Genomic DNA, 18,947 nt, shown 5'->3' on the forward strand with positions numbered 1-18,947 from the left:
CCCGGCTCATTACTCGCAGCAGTTTAAGAAACTTTAGCTGCTGCTATTGATTATTTTTCTGACTTGGAAAGAAAGCCGATGTCCTCACTAATCCAGGCGTTAAACCTAAAGCACAGCAGAGATACCTTTATTGCTGCAACTATTGCCAGTGCCGCCGCCTTTACCTGCCTTGCAACAAATTTACCTCCGTGGGCAATGTTTGTCGGCTGGGTTGTCTTTTTCACCAGGCCCACCTCTATATCGAACACATTAACCAGTAGTATTTGTGTCACTTTGGGAATTTTACTCGGCGTAATTGCTTCTGTAATAAACAGTGTGTTACTGCCTGTCATGGGTAAAGCTGCCTTCGCTGCGACAGTATTTATTGTAGCTTTTATCGTGGTTTTCCTCAGAGGAAAGCCCATTATCGGCAATATTGCCGCTTGGTTTCTGGGGTTAATTACCTTTTTTGCTGCACATGCCGAGACCACTTATATAGGAATAGCCTCACTGATCGCCCCTGTTCTCCTGGGAATATCCTCAGGCCATTTATGTACCTATACACAATCCCTACCAGGAAAAAATAAAGCGGATTAATCTGCTTCCAATTCTCTTAGGCGCAGGCGAATAATTTCAGCCAGCCTTCCTGCTCCTGGGCCTGTAGTCTCGCGATCGGCAAATATCAGGTACATAGACACCTGCCTTTCATTGCCACCGCGTATGGGCAGTGGCTTTAAGGTGCCCTCTTCCAGTTCCTGTCTAATTTTCTCCTCCGGCAGCCAGGCAAAACCATAGCCACGGCAGGCCGCGCCAATGGAGGTGGCCATATTGCTGACAGTCCAGCGTTGGGCCACATCTACCGTATGGGTCCGACTGGTTCTCTGTGAGCCTGTATCCCGCACCACCAGATGGCGATGATTGCGTAAGTCTCGCAAGGTCAGCTCTCGCCCCAATTGGTGTAAAGGATGATCCGGGTGGGCAACGGGAATGATTCGCACCGGGCTGTAGAGCAGCTCACCATTGAAACCTTTGGGAATATGTGGGCTGATGGCGAAGTCGATCTTGCCCTGCTGCAGTGCTTCAGGCCCACCGCCGATAACGGTTTCATAAACTTCAATACGGGTCTGCGGGCTTTCCTCGCCAAACTGGTCAAGACACTCCAATAATAACCAAGTGGGAAAAAAGACCTCTATGCCGATAGCAATTTCTGACTCCCAGCCAGCAGAAGCCTTACAGGCTGCAGCCTCTAAAGATGCGGCATCCTCCAGCAGCTGGCGTGCATGGCGGTACAGCATATCGCCCGCTTTTGTCAGCACTGCTTTGCGGCCACTGATAGTGAATGCGGCCACACCCAGCACAGACTCCAGTTTTTGCACCGCATAGCTTACCGAGGACTGGCTCTTATGCAGGCGTTCCGCCGCCTGGGCGTATCCTCCGCCCTCAACAACCGCTACCAAACACCGCCATTGCTCGAGCGTAATTTTCGGGTTTGAAGATGATCTGGCAAACTGATTAGTCATAAATCGGATATTTCGATAGATTTCAGTGAAATTTTCTAATTTTTAATCGATTTAACCAATGTTTCAATAGTGTTCAAGCTAATTGATTCACTAGGAACCAGTCATGACAAAGTTGCTCAATATCCAATCCAGCATGTTCCAAGCCGGAGGACAGACCTCCCAGCTGGCTGCAAAGTATATCGAGAGCTGGAAAACGAATAATCCGGATGGCGAAGTAATTCAGCGTGATCTGGTGGCAGAGCCGGTGCCCCACCTGTCTCAGGAGCGCTTCCAGGCCTTCACTACCCCGGCTGAGCAGCGCACCGCAGATCAGCAAGCTATTGTTGATTTTTCGGACAAACTTATTGAAGAGATTGCTTCGGCAGGTGTGCTGGTACTGGGTGTACCTATGTACAATTTCACAATCCCCTCCACCCTGCACACCTACTTCGACCATATCGCCCGAGCCGGCGTCACCTTCCGCTACACAGCGAATGGTCCTGAAGGATTGCTGAAGAACAAGAAAGCAATCGTCTTTGTCGCTCGAGGTGGCTATCACGGTGACGATCATGCGCAGAGTGCCTTTCTACGTCAGTTCCTCGGCTTTGTAGGTATCACCGATGTTGAACTTGTTTACACGGAGGGGCTTGCGACCGGTGAAGAGGCAAAAGAAAAGGCCGTCGCAGCTGCAAATGAACGTATTACTGAGCTTGCTTAAACCTGCAAGTGCTACCGCATTCATTGGAAATAAAAAAGCCAGGCCCTATTATCCGGCCTGGCTTTTTCAGATATAAATTTATACAGCTTCTACAGCCTCAGTCTCATTGCGTTCAGGAGCATCAGCCTGAGATGACTCTTTATTATTAGCCTTTCTCCCAAACAGTCTCTGCACCACCACAAAGAACAAAGGAATAAAGAAGATTCCCAGCAGCGTGCCCACAACCATTCCCCCCAGTACCCCGGTTCCAATTGCGCGTTGCGCGCCAGAACCTGCACCAGTGGCTATCGCCAGCGGAAGAACTCCCAAACCAAAAGCCAAAGAAGTCATCAGGATAGGGCGCAGGCGATCGCGTACTGCACGCATAGTAGCCTGCACCAGCTCCATACCATCCTCTAAGTTTTGCTTGGCAAACTCCACAATCAAAATGGCGTTCTTACTGGTTAAGCCCACAGTGGTCAACATGGCCACCTGGAAATAGATATCCCTTTCCATCCCCCGCAAGCTATTCGCCAGCACCGCGCCAAGAATACCTAAAGGCGCCATTAACAATACGGCTGTTGGTACTGTCCAGCTCTCGTAAAGTGCGGCAAGGCACAGGAAAACAATCAGTAATGAAAGGGTATAAAGCAGTGGTGTTTGTGCTCCGGCGGCACGCTCCTGATAAGAAAGGCCACTCCACTCAATACCAGCACCCGCCGGCAACTGAGCTACCAGTCTCTCCACTTCTGCCATGGCCTCACCAGAGCTGACTCCTGGAGCTGCCTGGCCGTTGATTTGCATGGATGGCACGCCGTTGTAGCGCTCCAGGCGAGGAGATCCGTACTCCCAGGAGAAGCTGGCAAAGGAAGATAGAGGCACCATATCGTCTTTGTCATTGCGCACAGACCAAAGCTGGAAGTCTTCCGGCACCATGCGATATGGCGCATCCGCCTGCATATAAACCCGCTTCACCCGGCCGCGGTCGATAAAATCATCGATGTACGAGCCACCCCAAGCGGTACTCAGCGCGCTGTTAATATCGGCAATAGACAAGCCGAGGGCCGCAGCCTTGGCGTTGTCAATTTTCACCCGGAACTGCGGCGTATCCTCCTGGCCATTGGGGCGTACGTTAGAGAGTAATTTGCTCTGTCCAGCCATTCCCAAGAATTGGTTGCGCGCAGCGGTAAGCGCTTCATGCCCCAGGTTGCCATTATCTTTTAAGTAAAAGTTGAAGCCACCGGATGAGCCCAACTCTGGTAGGGGCGGCGGTGCGAAGGCAAAAGCCATGGCATCTTTGATTTGCATCAGCGCACCCATTGCGCGCATGGCTACCGCTCCGGCACTTTGCGATTCCTCTTCCCGGTCGGACCAGTCTTCCATATTTACAAAGGCGATACCGGTATTCTGGCCGCTGCCAGCAAAACTAAAGCCCTGTACCGAAAATACCGACTTCACGATACCCTGCTCGTTGTCCAGAAACTGATCTTCCACTTTGCGGATAGATGCCATGGTGCGTTCCTGGGTCGCACCTACAGGTGCCTGCACCATAGAGAAGAGCACGCCCTGGTCTTCATCCGGCAGGAAGGAGCTGGGCAAACGCAGGAATAAAAAGGCCATCACAGCGGAAAGGGCCACAAACAACAGCATAAAGCGGCCGCTACGTTTTAGGATGCCCTGCACTCCGCCCTGGTAGCGCTGACTGCCGCGCTCAAAGTTGCGATTGAACCAACCGAAGAAGCATTTCTCACCGTGGCTTTCCCCTTTTGAAAGTGGTTTCAGCAAGGTGGCACATAGTGCGGGGGTCAGGATAATCGCCACTAATACAGACAAGGCCATGGCAGCAACAATGGTTGCTGAGAACTGGCGATAGATTACTCCGGTAGCGCCATCCATAAATGCCATAGGCACAAACACTGCCGAGAGCACTACGCCGATACCTATCAGTGCCGCAGTAATCTGCTTCATGGATTTTTTAGTTGCTTCCTTTGGTGACAATCCCTCTTCACGCATCACCCTCTCTACGTTCTCCACAACCACAATGGCATCGTCCACCAGCAGGCCGATGGCCAACACCATGGCGAACATAGTGAGCATATTGACCGAAAATCCCAATGCCGCGAGAACCGCAAAGGTTCCCAGCAGTACTACTGGCACTGCAATCGTGGGAATTAAGGTTGCACGGAAGTTTTGCAGGAACAGATACATCACCAGGAAGACCAGCACAATGGCTTCAATCAAAGTACTGATCACACCTTTGATGGAGACCTCAACGAAGGGCGTGGTATCAAAAGGTACGACCGAGGTAAGTCCCCTTGGGAAGAAAGGCTCCAGCTCCTTGAGCTTTGCTTTAACGCCCTCTGCGGTATCTAACGCATTGGCACCAGTAGCCAGGTTAATGGCAATACCCGTTGCCGGTTGGCGGTTGTAGCGGGAGATAAACTCGTAGTTCTCTGCCCCCAATTCAACACGAGCGATATCGCCAAGCCGCAGCAGGGAGCCATCATCATTGGCACGGACCACAATTTCCCGGAATTGCTCCGGGGTTTGCAGGCGTCCCTGTGAGGTAATGGAGGCATTGAGTTGTTGCCCCGGCACTGCCGGCGCACCGCCAAGGCTGCCCACAGTAACCTGGGCATTCTGTGCCCGCACTGCTACGGCGACATCATTCGGTGTCAGGTCGTAAGTGGTCAGCTTATTGGGGTCAAGCCAAATACGCAGTGCATACTTGGAGCCGAATACCTGCACGTTTCCAACGCCCGGTACCCGGCTAACCGGGTCCACAATGGCTGAATTAATATAATCGGCAATATCGTTGCGATTCATACTGCCGTCTTCAGATACAAAGCCCGCAACCATCAGGAAGCCGCCGCGGGACTTACTGACGTTGACCCCCTGTAGCTGTACCTCTTGGGGCAACAATGGCATTGCCAACTGCACCTTGTTCTGGACCTGTACCTGCGCGGTATCTGGATCGGTACCATTCTCAAATGTCAGAGAAATGGAAGCACCACCGTTGGATTGACTGGTAGCAGACATATATAGAAGGCCATCCAGGCCTTTCATATTCCGTTCCAGGATCTGTGTAACGGAGTCCTCGACCACCTTGGCAGAAGCGCCCGGGTAGTTCGCCTCAATATTGATAGAGGGCGGTGCAATATTGGGATAACGCTCCACCGCCAACTTGCTGATGGACAATGCACCAGCCAGCATTGTGATAATTGCCAGAACCCAGGCAAAGATGGGTCGGTTGATAAAAAAACTCGCCATAACCCCTACCCTCAGGAACCCTGCTCAGCTGTGGTTTTTTCATCGCCAATTGCTGCAGGTGGCTGTTTGTCCTCACGCTCACTCGGCTGCACCGGGGCGCCGGGGCGGATTTTCTGTAATCCAGCCACCACGACACGGTCGCCGGGCTCAAGCCCCTCTTCTACCAGCCATCGATTGCCAACTGTGCGGCTTACCCGTACTGAGCGCTGAGCAACGATATTCTCTTCATTGACCACCATGGCTGACGTATTGCCTTTCGGGTCCCGCGCAATACCTTGCTGAGGCACCAAAATAGCGTTATCGCGTACACCGCTGCCCACTATTGCACGCACATACATGCCCGGCAGCAACATATTATCCGGGTTGGGTACAACTACCCGTAGCAATACGCTACCAGTTGAGGGGTCAACACTTGCTTCGGCAAACTCGAGTTTGCCCTGGTGCTCAAACTCACCGCCATCTTCCAGCAGGATCTTGACCGGCAGATGAGTGGCATCTGCCAGTGTGCCGGCCTGGAGAGCCCGGCGAAGGCTTACCAACTCTGCAGCCGACTGAGTAACATCCACATAGATGGGGTCCAGCTGTTGCACTGTGGCCAAAGTTGCGGCCTGATTGGCCGTCACTAGTGCCCCCTGGGTTACAGAGGATTTACCAATTCGGCCCGTAATCGGGGAAGTAATTTGGGCGTAGTCCAACTGTATCTCAGCCCGGTGCAGCTCCGCTTTAGCCTCGGCTACATCTGCACGAGCTTCTTGCAAATCCGCCTCAGCCGCATCATTTTCCTGCTTGCTAACGGCTCCATTACTTATTAAGCCTCTAGTTCGTACCGCCTTCAATCGCGCGATATTCATGGCGGCGTTGGCACGCTGTAACTTCGCGCGGGCACTGTCCACATCCGCTCGGTAAATGGCATCATCCAGCTGATAGAGCGGCTGATTTGCATCGACACGGCCACCTTCACGGAACAATTGCTGTTTTATGATGCCATTAACTTGCGGGCGAACTTCCGCCACCTTGAAAGGGGAAGTGCGCCCCGGCAACTCCCTTGTGAGGGTCACTGGCTCAGATTCCAGCGTGACAACTGTAACCTGAGGCGCCATCATCGGCGGTGTAGCGGCCTTTTCATCGCAGGCCGCAAGAACAGAGGATGCGACCAGAAGACTGATTAGCGCTTTTTTATTGAACATGGTTACCTCAATAAGGGCTGACTACCGGTATTGCGGGTCAGTTGCGGGGAAACATGAAAAGAGACAGGAAAGTCTAGTTCTAGTTGCTTGACATTTTATGTGCACGCATGAAATTCAATCAACTGTTCATCAGCGCGTAATAATCGACTAAGATGCACTTTCACCCAGTGTTTTCAAGGGTTTGCACGAATATCTCATTTAGCTACCGTGCGGCGAAATGCGGTGAATATGCGGTCAGATGAGACAAACATGATTAGAAAAGAAGCTGCAGTCCCCATGACCAAACTCAGAAAAGAGCAAACAGCGGCAACTCGTGAGCGTATCCTGGACGCCGCGATGAATGTATTTCATGAATTCGGAGTATCACATGCCTCCCTTGCAGAGGTGGCTGAACTGGCCGGGGTAACCCGTGGCTCGATCTACGACCATTTCCGCAGTAAAGCTGGATTGCTTAATGCCTTGACAGAGCGCATGGAACTTCCCGGTGAGAGACTATGTGAGACTGCCGGGAAAGAGCTGAGGGAAAACCCTTTGGGAACCTTGCGTACCCGCTGGGTTTGGTTGTTCCATGATATTGCCTGCAATGAACAGTGGCAACGGGTCCTCGAGATTATCTTCCTACCATGTGAAGCTGTCAGTGAAGTGTGTGAATCAACCCGGCGTATCAAGCAGGGCCGCACTGCTGGCTTAGAGCGCATGGCCAACTTAATGAAGATGGCAGTTACTGCAGGACAATTGCCTGCTGACTTAGATGTAGATCTGGCGCAACAGATGCTACATGGTGGTCTTTTTGGCATATTGGAAGACTGGCTGCAGTCTCCACGAATTGAGGATTTGGGTGAACTGGGCGAGCGTTACATCGACACGCTACTAGATATGATTCGCTTTTCTTCTACTATGCGTTTGGACCGGCAGCAGCGAACCTTGCACTGATCCTGCCTTTAATATTATTAGTTCTATGCGGTTTTTAGCTGCTAACCACATGTAGGCAGATTCCCACACCATGGTTGCAAGTATCATTTTTCCTTTCCCCCGTGAGTAGTTAAATAGCAGCCCGGTACTCTCCGGGTTTGCACACATTAGTAGAATGAGTTTCTAAGCTTCCTCAGTGACAGAATCTTTAAGTATTCCTGATAAGATATAAATAGGGTAAATATCATCTCCAACAATTTCGACGGATACTTGAGTAATACCTCAATGTTCTTTCCTAGTAAGCTCAAGAAGCCTTGAGTGTAGTGGTCAACTGTTTTCTGACAGTAAGTTAAGTTTTTCTTCCGCCTTTATCATAGTGATGTTGGTGAGGGCGCTCTCCTTTGTTGATGGGAAGGGTCAGAAATGCATAAAAACCCGTAATCTTTTTTGAGTTAGTTCAGACTTGATCTTATAGGCAGTGTAAGATCGTATTGAAACCTTGAATCAGAACTAGCCTTTAAGTCAGTGATCAACCAAATTAATATTCAACTCTCTCGGTCAAAAGCACATTATGTGCCCACAGGGTTTACTCTTGACTGAGAGGGTTGAAGCTGGAACCCATTGCAGAAAGATTCAAATGTTAAACCTAAGCCAATCTGAGCGACTACGCATTATTACTACCAAATGATTTCAAAAAGTGCCCAGAATTCTGAGAATAATAAACGCTGGGTGTATGGTTTGCATGATTGTCAGCAGTTGCTTTCTCCTAATTACAACTAAACTGAAATTCATAGAATTACCTGCCGATTTTCTCCCTACCTAGATATAGAATCGGTCCAATATTGTTAGACAATCAGCACAGGTTCCCTCTCCCTCCCTTCTTCTGACCATAAGCCAAGTATAAAGACAATCACTGATCTGCTTTTGATTCACTTCTTAATATATGGGTGTCCTGGGTTCTCTGTTTGAGCCTACCACCATAATTAGCATAGCGCCTCTGGGGAAGCTGCTTGAAGATTACCAAGTTTATCTGCTATCACAGAAAATATACTTGTAGAACCTCCACCCATTTTTTCCGCCAAGATAACTATAGTTCGATTTGCTGTACACGCCTGGGAATTATGGCTAACCCCTTTGTCCCAACTAATTCGAAAAGAGAGGTGGATGACTTTCAGGATATTCCTTTTTTTCCAAAAACTGCTCTGCATACCCCATTATCACTTTAGCCCAAGGGCTACTACCCAACCCTTCAAAGTTAGCGGATTGGTTTTCCGGTGTGGCGAACTCACTAGGATAACCACATGTATCAGACCACAACATCGTAGGTATGTATTGATACTTAGCATTTAACTTATCAAAATTAAGTTCACCTAATGATTGCCAGACTTTGTCCTGATTACGTTTATTGAAGTCAATTGACTGGACATCGTAAATAGCTTCTTCCTGTGCATCGTAAGTACGTATCAATCGTAGGTGAACAAGACTCATATTAATTCCTTATACTTGGGTGAAACAGGTCCAGGGATTCAACATTTCGCCACTTGAGTGCTCTTTCGTGAGCAGGCATCAATTCTCCAGTTTTTCTAAACTGTGCAGACTCTTTCAGCTCATGTAGATAAAATTCAATATCATACTTAGTTGTATTTCCATTTTGCAATCGTTCAAGCATTGATCGTTCCCATTTCTGAAATTCAAGTTGTTGCTTTCGAGTAAATTCTGGAAACTGATCCTTTAAAACACTATCCAAGTGACTTTCAACACGATTCAGACCCTTTTCTGTTATTCTCGGTATCCCCTTTGTAGCATCAAGTGCATCCTCTACCTTATCCTCAAGAGTCTTTCCTCCAGGTACCCTACGCGCAAGAATGCCAACAACAGCCCCTGTGACATCACCATCCAAAACATCTCCTACAGAATCTACAACTCCGCCAGGAACATCAGCATACTCAATCAATGCTTCACCGAGAGTACTATCCCCCAAATATTGTTCATTAGTCTGCTGTTTAGATAGATCCCATAGGTCACCCATGTTGTTATACGTATAGGTCATGAAATCCCAAAAAGTAAAGTCTCCTGGCCCGTAACAAACTACAGCCACACCGGAGCAACTTTCTTGTGATCCAATACCTAAAACGATAACTTCTTCAACCTCATACCCGCTAGGATCAATAAAACTCAAGGGATTATTAAATACGTAAGAATACCGATTGTAGGATTGTGAATTATAAGGCGCCTGCACCAACGGGTCCGGGCTCATAAACCGCCCCAACACAGGATCATAAACCCGCCCATTCATATGAATTAGCCCAACGCCATCCAAGTGTTCATGATCTGTAAATCCACGTGCAGTTACTGATGGCTGGTAACTTTCACCTTCTTCGGTACCACGCCAAGTCTCTTTACGGCGCTCCCCCCAGGCGCCATTAGACATCCATTCCACGCTATCTGCATTAACACTTTCACTGGATTTTGCAACGATTGATCCAATATGGTCGCGGTGTAAATACTGATAATAGCTATTATTTGTGCCACCACTTTGCTCGACATACAGCGCAAAGTCACCAATATAGTGAACCTTTTCAACTACACTGCCGTTTGTTGTCTCCTCATAAGCTCCTAAGCCCGCATAAATAGTCGTGCGCCCGTCACTATCCGTGCGTTTTACCCGGTCCATATGAGGCCCATATACCACCTCTGACCATTTGCCTGATTCAAAATTATCAATTCGGGTTGGCTTGTTAAAAATACTATAACTGACTTCCCGAATAAAACTTGCATTGGCTAGAGAGCCAATTAAGTTACCACTGGCATCATAAACATGATCTGCGCCATTAGCATGAGTAACTGCATTGGGGCCAGCGCCATTTTCGCCATACCTATAATCACTAACTCCATTTCTGTATGTAATATTGCCCAAAGCATCATAGGATAAATATTCGTCATTACTGGCACAGCCGTCAAAGCAAGAGCGCTCTAAGCGATTCATCGCATCATATATGAAATGTTGTGTCAGGCTCGTCTTTAAATCTTTACGTTGCTCCAAGTTACCTAAGCTATCAAAGTAATACTCATGGTCCTGAATCAACACGCTTCCCTGTGCTTTAATTGAGGCTACCCTACCGGTATAGGAGTTAAAACTTTGATTCGTAACTACACCATTTCCTAATGTAAACTGCCTTAAGTTTCCACGGGCATCTTGTTCATTGGCAGCCCACAACTGCTTTCCATTTGTTGCGTCAACAACACCGGTCTTATACCCATACTTATTATAAATATTGGCCGCGATAAAACCCGTAGGATAGGTAGTACCTATCAGCCGGCTAAAAACATCGTAATGATATTGAGTTTCAAAGCTACGCCCTCCGGTCTCTACAGTCGTAGCTTCAGGCAAAGCTAATGTGTTATAGGAGTATTCTTCTTTATAAGTACTGCCATCTGTGTTCACGCCACTAAGGGTGCCCAGCAGTCCATCACCATTAACTTTATTATCGTATGTCCATGTATGTGTACTTGCGGGCAGGTTGTTAATCTCTGTTGCATTATCAGTACGCTGTATCTGGCGCTCAATCTTATCGTATTGATACTCTGTCACATACCCTAGCGCATCTTGCTGAGTTGCCAATAAGCCCAATGGATTGTAAGTATAAGTGATTAACCCAGTATTGGGATCATCCATTGAGGTTTTTCGGCCCAACACATCGTAGTCAATATTTACACGTGTCGTAGAATCATTGTTGACTTGAGTAGTCTTTAAATGCCCCCTGGGCCAATAACTGAAATCAATCGGAGTACCTGCGTTATCAATACTCCGTATCATCCAACCTGCACTATTATAGTAGTGCACTTGCGTCTGCGTGCTACGGGAATTTATATCGGATACTACTTCTGTAGTTAGTGTTTTTTTCAGGCCTTCGTATGCCACTCTGACAGTTGATGTATCTGAATACTTTGTAAGCGTTTTACGCCCAAGAATATCGTATTCAAAGTGCGTAGAATATTCGTTATCAAAGTCGTAGAACGGGCTAACAGTTTTGGCTGCCAAGCCTTGGCCGTTATAAGTCTGGTAAGTATTAACCGCATTACCCTGCATATCCCTACTTCGACTACCGATCTCACGATCAAGATAGTCGTAATAAGTACGAGTTGCAGTCTGCCCGGTTACCTTACTTTGCACATAATAATCAACATTGGAATTATGGCTAAAACAGCTACTTCCACATTGACGGTACTCAAACTCTGAATAAGTTCCATCAGGGTGCTCAATAAATTCAACTCGGCCAACACCATCATAATGAGTTTGCGTAAACAGGCCATTAAGCTCCAATACCGCAAATGGCAGCCCAAACGCGGCATTATATTGCGTCACTTGAGGGTGTTCTTCAGCATTAGTAACAACAACCGTGCGATTGCCGCTAGTATCATACTCTTCATCAATACTTTCCATTCGAGTATTAAAATCCAGCCCATCACGATTAGAGCTATCCCAGCTTTCAGTAATGTTACTAATCGAGCCGTAGTCATTATAGGAGTATGTAGTCTGTATTTTTATTTCACTGCCAGAGTCTGGTTCGCGGATTTCAGTGCGCCGCTGGCCCAAATCATTATAGGTATAGGCTGTAGTGCGTGTTTGGCCAGTTACAGAAGCATTGCTATCCCTCACATAGGCAGTCTGTTCTTGGCGTTGTACTAATCCTGGCGCCCATAACGCGTCTGTATTGATATGAAGAATATTGCTATTTACAGTTTGGCTGGCAGTAACCGATGCTTCACCTATTTGCGCATCACACATCACACTACGTGTTTGGAGCAAAGTACCCCCAGCACCATAGTCTTCATCATTGATGGTGGTTAATATGTTGTCGATATTATCCAGAGAACCACAAGCAAAACTGGAAGAGTTATTGTTTCTAACGATACTATCAGAAACCTTACTTCCATCAGATAAACTGTAAGTGGCTTTAGCTTGCTCATAAACATAAGGGAAGTAATGGGGACTGTAGAAACTAGTACCGCTTTGGCTAGCATCAACATCATCATTATAAAGCCGGACTTTCCACTGATATTTTGTATCTGTCAGCAAACCATAATCACAATCTTGATGGGGGCCGCTGACGACACAGGCTTTTTCTTGTTTAAGCCTACCTGCCAGAAGGAAATCCTCATCTGCAACCTGATGAAACTCAGATACAGTACGTATTTTTTGCGCTTTGCCGGCATAGCTGGTTGTTTTAGTTACCCTTGCAAAACCCAGTGCACCATACCCTTGTATGTGTTTAGCCGCAGAATGGTACTGGTAGTCCGTTGCGGTAACACCACCAATACCATTTGCTACCTCTACCGTAGCTACTAGGTATGGTGAAGCACCAACAGATGAGGTGCGCACCTGTACAGCATCCCATACATATTCAGTATCAACTGAACCCAACTCTTGGCCCAACATTAAGCGGCTACAGTTGGTTATATCATTATCACAGGGTGTGTACACGGTTCCCTTAGCCAGGGATTCATAATTTGTCGTAATCTGGTGATTAGTATCAGGATCAACCGCAATAATCCGCGGCTTAATTGTGGCATTAGCAGTTGTATTATTACCATGTGTTCTTCCGTCATTACCCCAATAGAAGCCATCGGTAACATCGCGAAGAAAGTCAACCATTCCATCCTGATTCAAGTCAACAAACGCATTACTCTTTCTACCATCGTAAGGACTGGATAAGTGTCGATAGTCTTTAGCGGTAGCATCCAAATATTGACAATCTGAAAACCCACTGGCTCCTAGATTATATTGAATTGCTAAGCGGGATGAATCACGGTCTTGATTAATATAGAGATACTTACAATCATTACTATTACTCGCGGTATAAATTAAATCTTTTAAATTATCACCATTGTAATCGACCCAAAAATATCCTTGAGTAATATCGACATTATCAAGCTCTGCTGGAGTTCTAGGGCTAGATGTTACCTCTAGCGTGATTGTTGTCCCCTCAACCCAATCATCGCCAGTGGAATAAATAATACGGATCGGTAATTCACCACTATTGGGCCAAATCCAACTAATTACGTAGTCGGCAAACCCGTCACCATTAATATCCTGCAGGCTAAATTTGTCGGAGGATACACCGTGTACCCCGCCTGATAGGCTCCCTCCAGACAAGCGACCAAAGCGGCCATTGTAAGTGTAGGGCTGCCCTATAAAGCCGGCCCCTGTGCTCAACGAGATATTACCCCATATATCCACCAAGTCGGCTAAACCATCACCATTAACATCCCCAAGCTGAGAGGATGGGTGTGGAACATCATCTGACCATGCGACAAAGTTGCTAAAACCACTTCCCGTATTCAAAGCTACAGACTGATCTTCTAACCTGCTAACGTCCAGAGCAACTAATCCCGGATTAGAAGTTCCTACTTGGCGGCTGACACCGTAGCGCAATATGTCCACCAACCCGTCGCCATTCAAATCCTTGAAAGATATTCGGTAAGGCTCGGGTTCATTGGTCCATCTGAAAGTGCCTCCTTCATTGCTCAACCAATAATTCCCTCCATTCCCTACAGGTACTGGCCCAGTAATTTGATCAGGAGTAAGAGAATATGTGGAGCTTTCACTAAATGCGGCACCAGAGGAATTAAAAGCCGTACCTTTGTTTATAAAGGCTTTCATACCAAGATGCCCGCCAACGGAATGGACCAGTAGATCCGTCAGGCCATCACTATTAATATCGATGGGTTGCAATCTAGAAAAGAAAATAGACTTCTCAGAAGCGATAGGGGTTCCCGCTTGGGTGAGCTTATAAAAGTAATCTAAGGTCTCTATTGGGGGCTGATCTCCCACCAACGCAACCTCGCCATCTGCATCGCGAATGTAGATCTTACCGTTACTGAAGTAGACATACTCAAGGTTGGAATCACCGGTAAAATCGGCGAGCTGTTCAGGATAATCCGCATCGTTGATCATCCAGCGATATTGCGAATCCAGTGCCTTACCTTCGTAAGTCTCACTGGCTGAAGAGGTCCACTCAAAGGTTAAAGGCTCAGCACAAGTAGTTATTGATCCACCGTAACAAACCTCAACTTGCTCCAGCCTACTGATCTTGGTGGGGTCCGCATTGTCTCTTCCATCAATATCCTGGTAACTGAGCGTGTAGGTTCTGACAATATCGAACTCATTCGCACTTACTTTAATATTTGTTAAACGCTTATCTACCGTCAGCTGACTTCCGGCCTGAAAGTGTGTATTGACATCGTCACGATGCTCATACCCGAACTGAATTACATTTCTGGTGCTCTGCAGCCTGGGGTTGTCGGTATAATTGATTTTTTCTATACGATGTATGCCAGCAGCCCTATCCTTTTCATAGGTATAAGTCATGGAGTTTTGTGCAACGTCTTCGACTTTCGCGATTGACCACGCCAGGGTTTTGCCAACACCGTCTTCACGCTCTGCATTATCCGAAGAACTTCCACCATAAGTAGTCCGAGTGCCATTTTTGGATTCAACTGTCCAGTAATCAGGTGATTGGCTATCCCCACCCCACGCTCGAATACGTTGGAATGACTCAGATTCAGTACGATAATCTAAATAGCCTGGCCCGGAACCCACTTGTACAAGTCTTGCCCCATTCAAACAAAACTTGAAGTCGTCGGCGTAGTTTATCCCACTACGATAACCATCCCGCACTAAACTAGCCGGGCATCGAGTGATTGATGACAACCCTGCGATAGACCAACCCCAGCCAGCAATGCCGTTACCCCGGCTGCTAATGTACTTTAGGGCAATACTAGGTTGCATACCGTTGATGCCCGGCGGAATCTCAATGGGAACCCTGTAATTAAATGAGCCATCATTGCCTACGCTATGTTCACCCAGAAGCTTGCCGTAATATTCCATTTCAGTAGTAACTTCATTTTCTGGGTCTATAGCTTCCAGGTGTAAATCTCCCACTATATCAATGGAGATATCCGTACTGACTATCTCTGGCACCCCCCCTCCGATAACAATGTTATGGGACATTGTTCCGAACTTGGGGATATACAGATCAATATCACCGTCACCATCGTAATGGAAATATTGAAGGCTGCCATTAGGTATCTTGGTTAGTTTCGAGATATCTACAGTTTCATCAATAATGGGATGCAGATACCCTAAGCTTCCCGCTGAGGCAATCAAATAGCTTGGGTATTTAGGTGGTAAAGCCAAAGGAATAACAACATCACCATGCAGCATTACATACAGGGGACGTGCCTTTAAATAAACATCATCAATGCCATCACCATTTACATCCCCGTAATAAATATCGTATTGCGATAGATCAATTTCCTGAGCAGATCCACACTGCACTGTAGAGGTTGATGTAGTTCGGTAATCACTACACTCCTTAAATGTTCCGATAGTTGCACAAGCGCGCACACGATAGCGATAACTTCCGCTTGACAACCCTTGATCGTTAAAACTCAATACTGAAGCATCCGCTCCCGACAGCAAAGACCAATTGCCATTACCGTTGAGCTCTCGCTGCAATTCATATTGATGGACAGTGCCGCTTGATGCTGCCCAATTAACAGTCAGATCACAATCGCTAGCATGAACAGAAACCGATCCCGGTGCCTGCGGTGTGTTAACTACTTCAACCGACTTTTCCTCAGTAACACCACCACAACCACTTGCATTACAGGCAGAAATTCGATAGCTATAAGTACCAGTGGGCTGATTACTTGCATCCAGACTGAGTTCTTTAGTCGTGATGTTACTGGTCCAGCTGCCAGCATTAAACTTCCGCTCAATTAAATAGTGCTCAACAATACCACTGGCCTCTCCCCAGGTGATGGTGTAACTGCCATCATTATCATTGGTGGGAACTTGAATACCTGCAGGAACCCCGGGAATAAAAAGGACCTCGGCTGTTGAGGAAGTTTTGTAGGTGCTACAAGATGTTAATGCCTCAATCGTTGCACAAGCACGCACCCGAAAACGGTAAACACCATCTGATAAATCCTGAAGCGTGTAATTCCGTGCGGTACCCGTGTAACCTTTTCCCCAGTTCCCCAGACCATTCGTTTCCCGAAACAACTCATACTCCGTGACGATACCGGTGGCGCCCCCCCAAGAAACCGTTAATTCACCATCAGTGCTCCGCGAAGGTGAGACACTGATCGACGCAGGCTCCCCCGGAGCCCTAGACACATTGATAGTGTTAATTGCTGTGTAAGGGCTACAGGCATGCTCATAACAGGCTCGAACACGATAGTCATAACGACCCGTCGCCATTGAGCCCCGCCCTTCGCGAATCGCCAGACTAGCTCCAGTATCAATATCAATCCAACTCCCCGAGTTTTTTCGCTCTTGTAATTGATATTTAGTAATCTCACCAGAAGCCGCACCCCACTCAACAATAATATTACCGTCCTTATCGCCATTAATATTGGGATCCGATAAATTACCAAATTTAATCGCACCAGGTGTGCCCGGAGTAATCGTCACCTCAGCACCCTTAATATGGCTATAGAGTATTTGACAGCTACCGGTAGGGCATGGAGGATTTACAGCAATTCGGTAATGGTAAACACCGTTAGGCTTGGAGAAGCTTTTTGAGCGTCCAGAACCCCAATGAACCGTGACCCAATTCGGGGAGCCACTCGCTTTTTCTTCTAACGAAAAATATACATCTGAAGCACCCCAGCTGACTGTATAGTTTCCATCATAACTAAGCGATGGCGAGACACTCAAACCAAGATCGAGCGGCTCGGCCAGGGCCTGAGAAGAAGCCAAGACGGCAACAAAAAAAAGATGTCGGAAAGTCATGAATGCACGACCCACAGAAAACTTCTTCACACTAACCCCTTAATTTTATTTTTATTTGGTTTATACCCTTGAAGGGCATTAAAAATATTACTTAAACAATAGTCAACCAATTTAACTTCTGTAATGAACCATGATCTCTCACTGGATGAAACACTACTTATTGAATTGAATGATTTTTAATTTTGGCATACCATCAGTACGGTCACTTTCACCAACTAGAATCGACATTTCTGTATTCGCCACCTCGGTTGCAAGTAACAAGGCATAATTTGCTCAAAGTATATGAGACTCATCGAAAGAATATAAAAACCATTTCTAATGCATGAACCCAACATATTTTGTATATTAATCAATCTTATAAGTATTCCTGAATTTTCCTCATTATTGGCAAGCTAATCAATTGTTCCTTTTAGGAACATCGCTCCAGAAATAGAAATAGTGCAGATGATAGAAAGCACACCCAAAATTAGCTTAAGCAAAACCTTCCTCCATCTAATTTTTCTTATTAATAAAATATGAAATAGCCTAAAACTGTATAGCTTACAGATGATAACTACTTTTCCGATGTAACCATCGTCATTCCAATTTACTTTTTGAATCAATCATTCGCGCACCATCCGCATCACGCACCGCATAATTAAAACCCGGGTGAATACAGTGAGCACCATAATTACCGGCTTTATCTAAAGCCAGGAAACCCACCTGGAACTTCTTATAGTCCCCAAGCTTGCGTGCAATACGCTCCACCGCCTCACGACAGGCTTCTTCCGGTGTATAGCCATGACGCATCAGCTCCACCACTTGATGGCAACCGACAGTTTTGATCATTAGCTCACCCATGCCGGTGGCGGTAGCCGCACCGACTTCATTGTCGACATAGAGCCCGGCGCCAATAATTGGTGAGTCCCCTACCCTCCCATGCATCTTGAAAGCAGCGCCGCTGGTAGTACAAGCACCTGAAAGATTGCCATCCTGATCCAAGGCTAAGATGCCGATAGTATCGTGGTTTTCAATGTTGATTACCGGCTGGTAACGGGACTCGCGCTTCCACTCACGCCAGGCGGCTTCGGCTTTCGGGGTTAGCAGGTTCTCAATTTCAAATCCCTGTTCAACGGCAAAACGTTGCGCACCCTCTCCAACCAACATCACATGTGGAGTTTCCTCCATCACCTTTCGCGCAACCGAGATGGGATGCTTGATACCCTGTAAAAAAGCCACTGAACCACAATCTTGTTTGTCGTCCATAATGCAGGCATCAAGAGTCACTACACCATCGCGATCGGGAAAACCACCATAGCCAACGCTGGTTACCTCAGGATCACCTTCCGGCACTCGCGCACCGGCCTCGACGGCATCCAAAGCCCTGCCACCCTCAGTGAGAACCTGCCAAGCTGCCTCATTGGCAGGGCCCCCATGGTTCCAGGTTGATATGACTACCGGCTTTTTTCCCTTCTTCGTATAACGCCTTGCCATAGCCGCCACTGAAGATGTTGCCAGAGCACCAGCAGTGCCCAGGAAGGAATATTTCAGGAATTTTCTTTTGCTGATCACGATGATTTATCTCAAATGGAAAGCGCACAGATACAGCAATGTATCTGTGC

Annotated in this window: 9 protein-coding genes; 3 read left to right on the forward strand and 6 right to left on the reverse strand. The window is 47.2% G+C overall.

What is annotated here, in order from left to right:
• Window positions 1–78: 78 nt before the first annotated feature.
• Complete coding sequence (locus G367_RS25605; RefSeq protein WP_083922701.1) at window positions 79–576, forward strand: DUF1097 domain-containing protein; 498 nt, start codon at window positions 79–81, stop codon at window positions 574–576.
• Here the strand turns inward: G367_RS25605 and G367_RS0109235 are convergent.
• Window positions 573–1,499, reverse strand: coding sequence for a LysR family transcriptional regulator (locus G367_RS0109235; RefSeq protein WP_020412839.1), 927 nt, complete (start codon window positions 1,497–1,499; stop codon window positions 573–575). The two genes, G367_RS25605 and G367_RS0109235, sit on opposite strands and share 4 nt — an antisense overlap.
• A 103-nt stretch (window positions 1,500–1,602) precedes the next feature.
• Between G367_RS0109235 and G367_RS0109240 the strand changes: the two genes are divergently transcribed.
• Complete coding sequence (locus G367_RS0109240) at window positions 1,603–2,196, forward strand: FMN-dependent NADH-azoreductase (protein ID WP_020412840.1); 594 nt, start codon at window positions 1,603–1,605, stop codon at window positions 2,194–2,196.
• A 78-nt stretch (window positions 2,197–2,274) separates the two neighbouring features.
• Here the strand turns inward: G367_RS0109240 and G367_RS0109245 are convergent, their stop codons facing one another.
• On the reverse strand, window positions 2,275–5,445 hold the full coding sequence (locus tag G367_RS0109245) for an efflux RND transporter permease subunit (RefSeq protein ID WP_020412841.1): 3,171 nt from the start codon (window positions 5,443–5,445) through the stop codon (window positions 2,275–2,277).
• Between the two features lie 11 nt (window positions 5,446–5,456).
• Window positions 5,457–6,632, reverse strand: coding sequence for an efflux RND transporter periplasmic adaptor subunit (locus G367_RS0109250; protein WP_020412842.1), 1,176 nt, complete (start codon window positions 6,630–6,632; stop codon window positions 5,457–5,459).
• A gap of 249 nt (window positions 6,633–6,881) precedes the next feature.
• Here G367_RS0109250 and G367_RS23460 point away from each other — a divergent pair, with 249 nt between their 5' ends.
• Complete coding sequence (locus tag G367_RS23460) at window positions 6,882–7,565, forward strand: TetR family transcriptional regulator (protein ID WP_020412843.1); 684 nt, start codon at window positions 6,882–6,884, stop codon at window positions 7,563–7,565.
• A 1,122-nt stretch (window positions 7,566–8,687) separates the two neighbouring features.
• Here the strand turns inward: G367_RS23460 and G367_RS0109260 are convergent.
• The 3 genes from G367_RS0109260 to G367_RS0109270 form a co-directional block, all read right to left on the reverse strand.
• Window positions 8,688–9,032 carry a hypothetical protein gene (locus G367_RS0109260; RefSeq protein ID WP_020412844.1) on the reverse strand — a complete coding sequence of 115 codons (345 nt, stop codon included), beginning with the start codon at window positions 9,030–9,032 and terminating at the stop codon, window positions 8,688–8,690.
• A gap of 1 nt (window position 9,033) precedes the next feature.
• Window positions 9,034–17,376 carry an RHS repeat-associated core domain-containing protein gene (locus G367_RS0109265; RefSeq protein ID WP_020412845.1) on the reverse strand — a complete coding sequence of 2,781 codons (8,343 nt, stop codon included), beginning with the start codon at window positions 17,374–17,376 and terminating at the stop codon, window positions 9,034–9,036.
• Between the two features lie 546 nt (window positions 17,377–17,922).
• Window positions 17,923–18,897, reverse strand: coding sequence for an isoaspartyl peptidase/L-asparaginase family protein (locus G367_RS0109270; RefSeq protein ID WP_020412846.1), 975 nt, complete (start codon window positions 18,895–18,897; stop codon window positions 17,923–17,925).
• Between the last annotated feature and the right edge of the window lie 50 nt (window positions 18,898–18,947).

Origin of the sequence: Microbulbifer variabilis ATCC 700307, assembly GCF_000380565.1 — a bacterium.
GTDB lineage: Bacteria > Pseudomonadota > Gammaproteobacteria > Pseudomonadales > Cellvibrionaceae > Microbulbifer > Microbulbifer variabilis.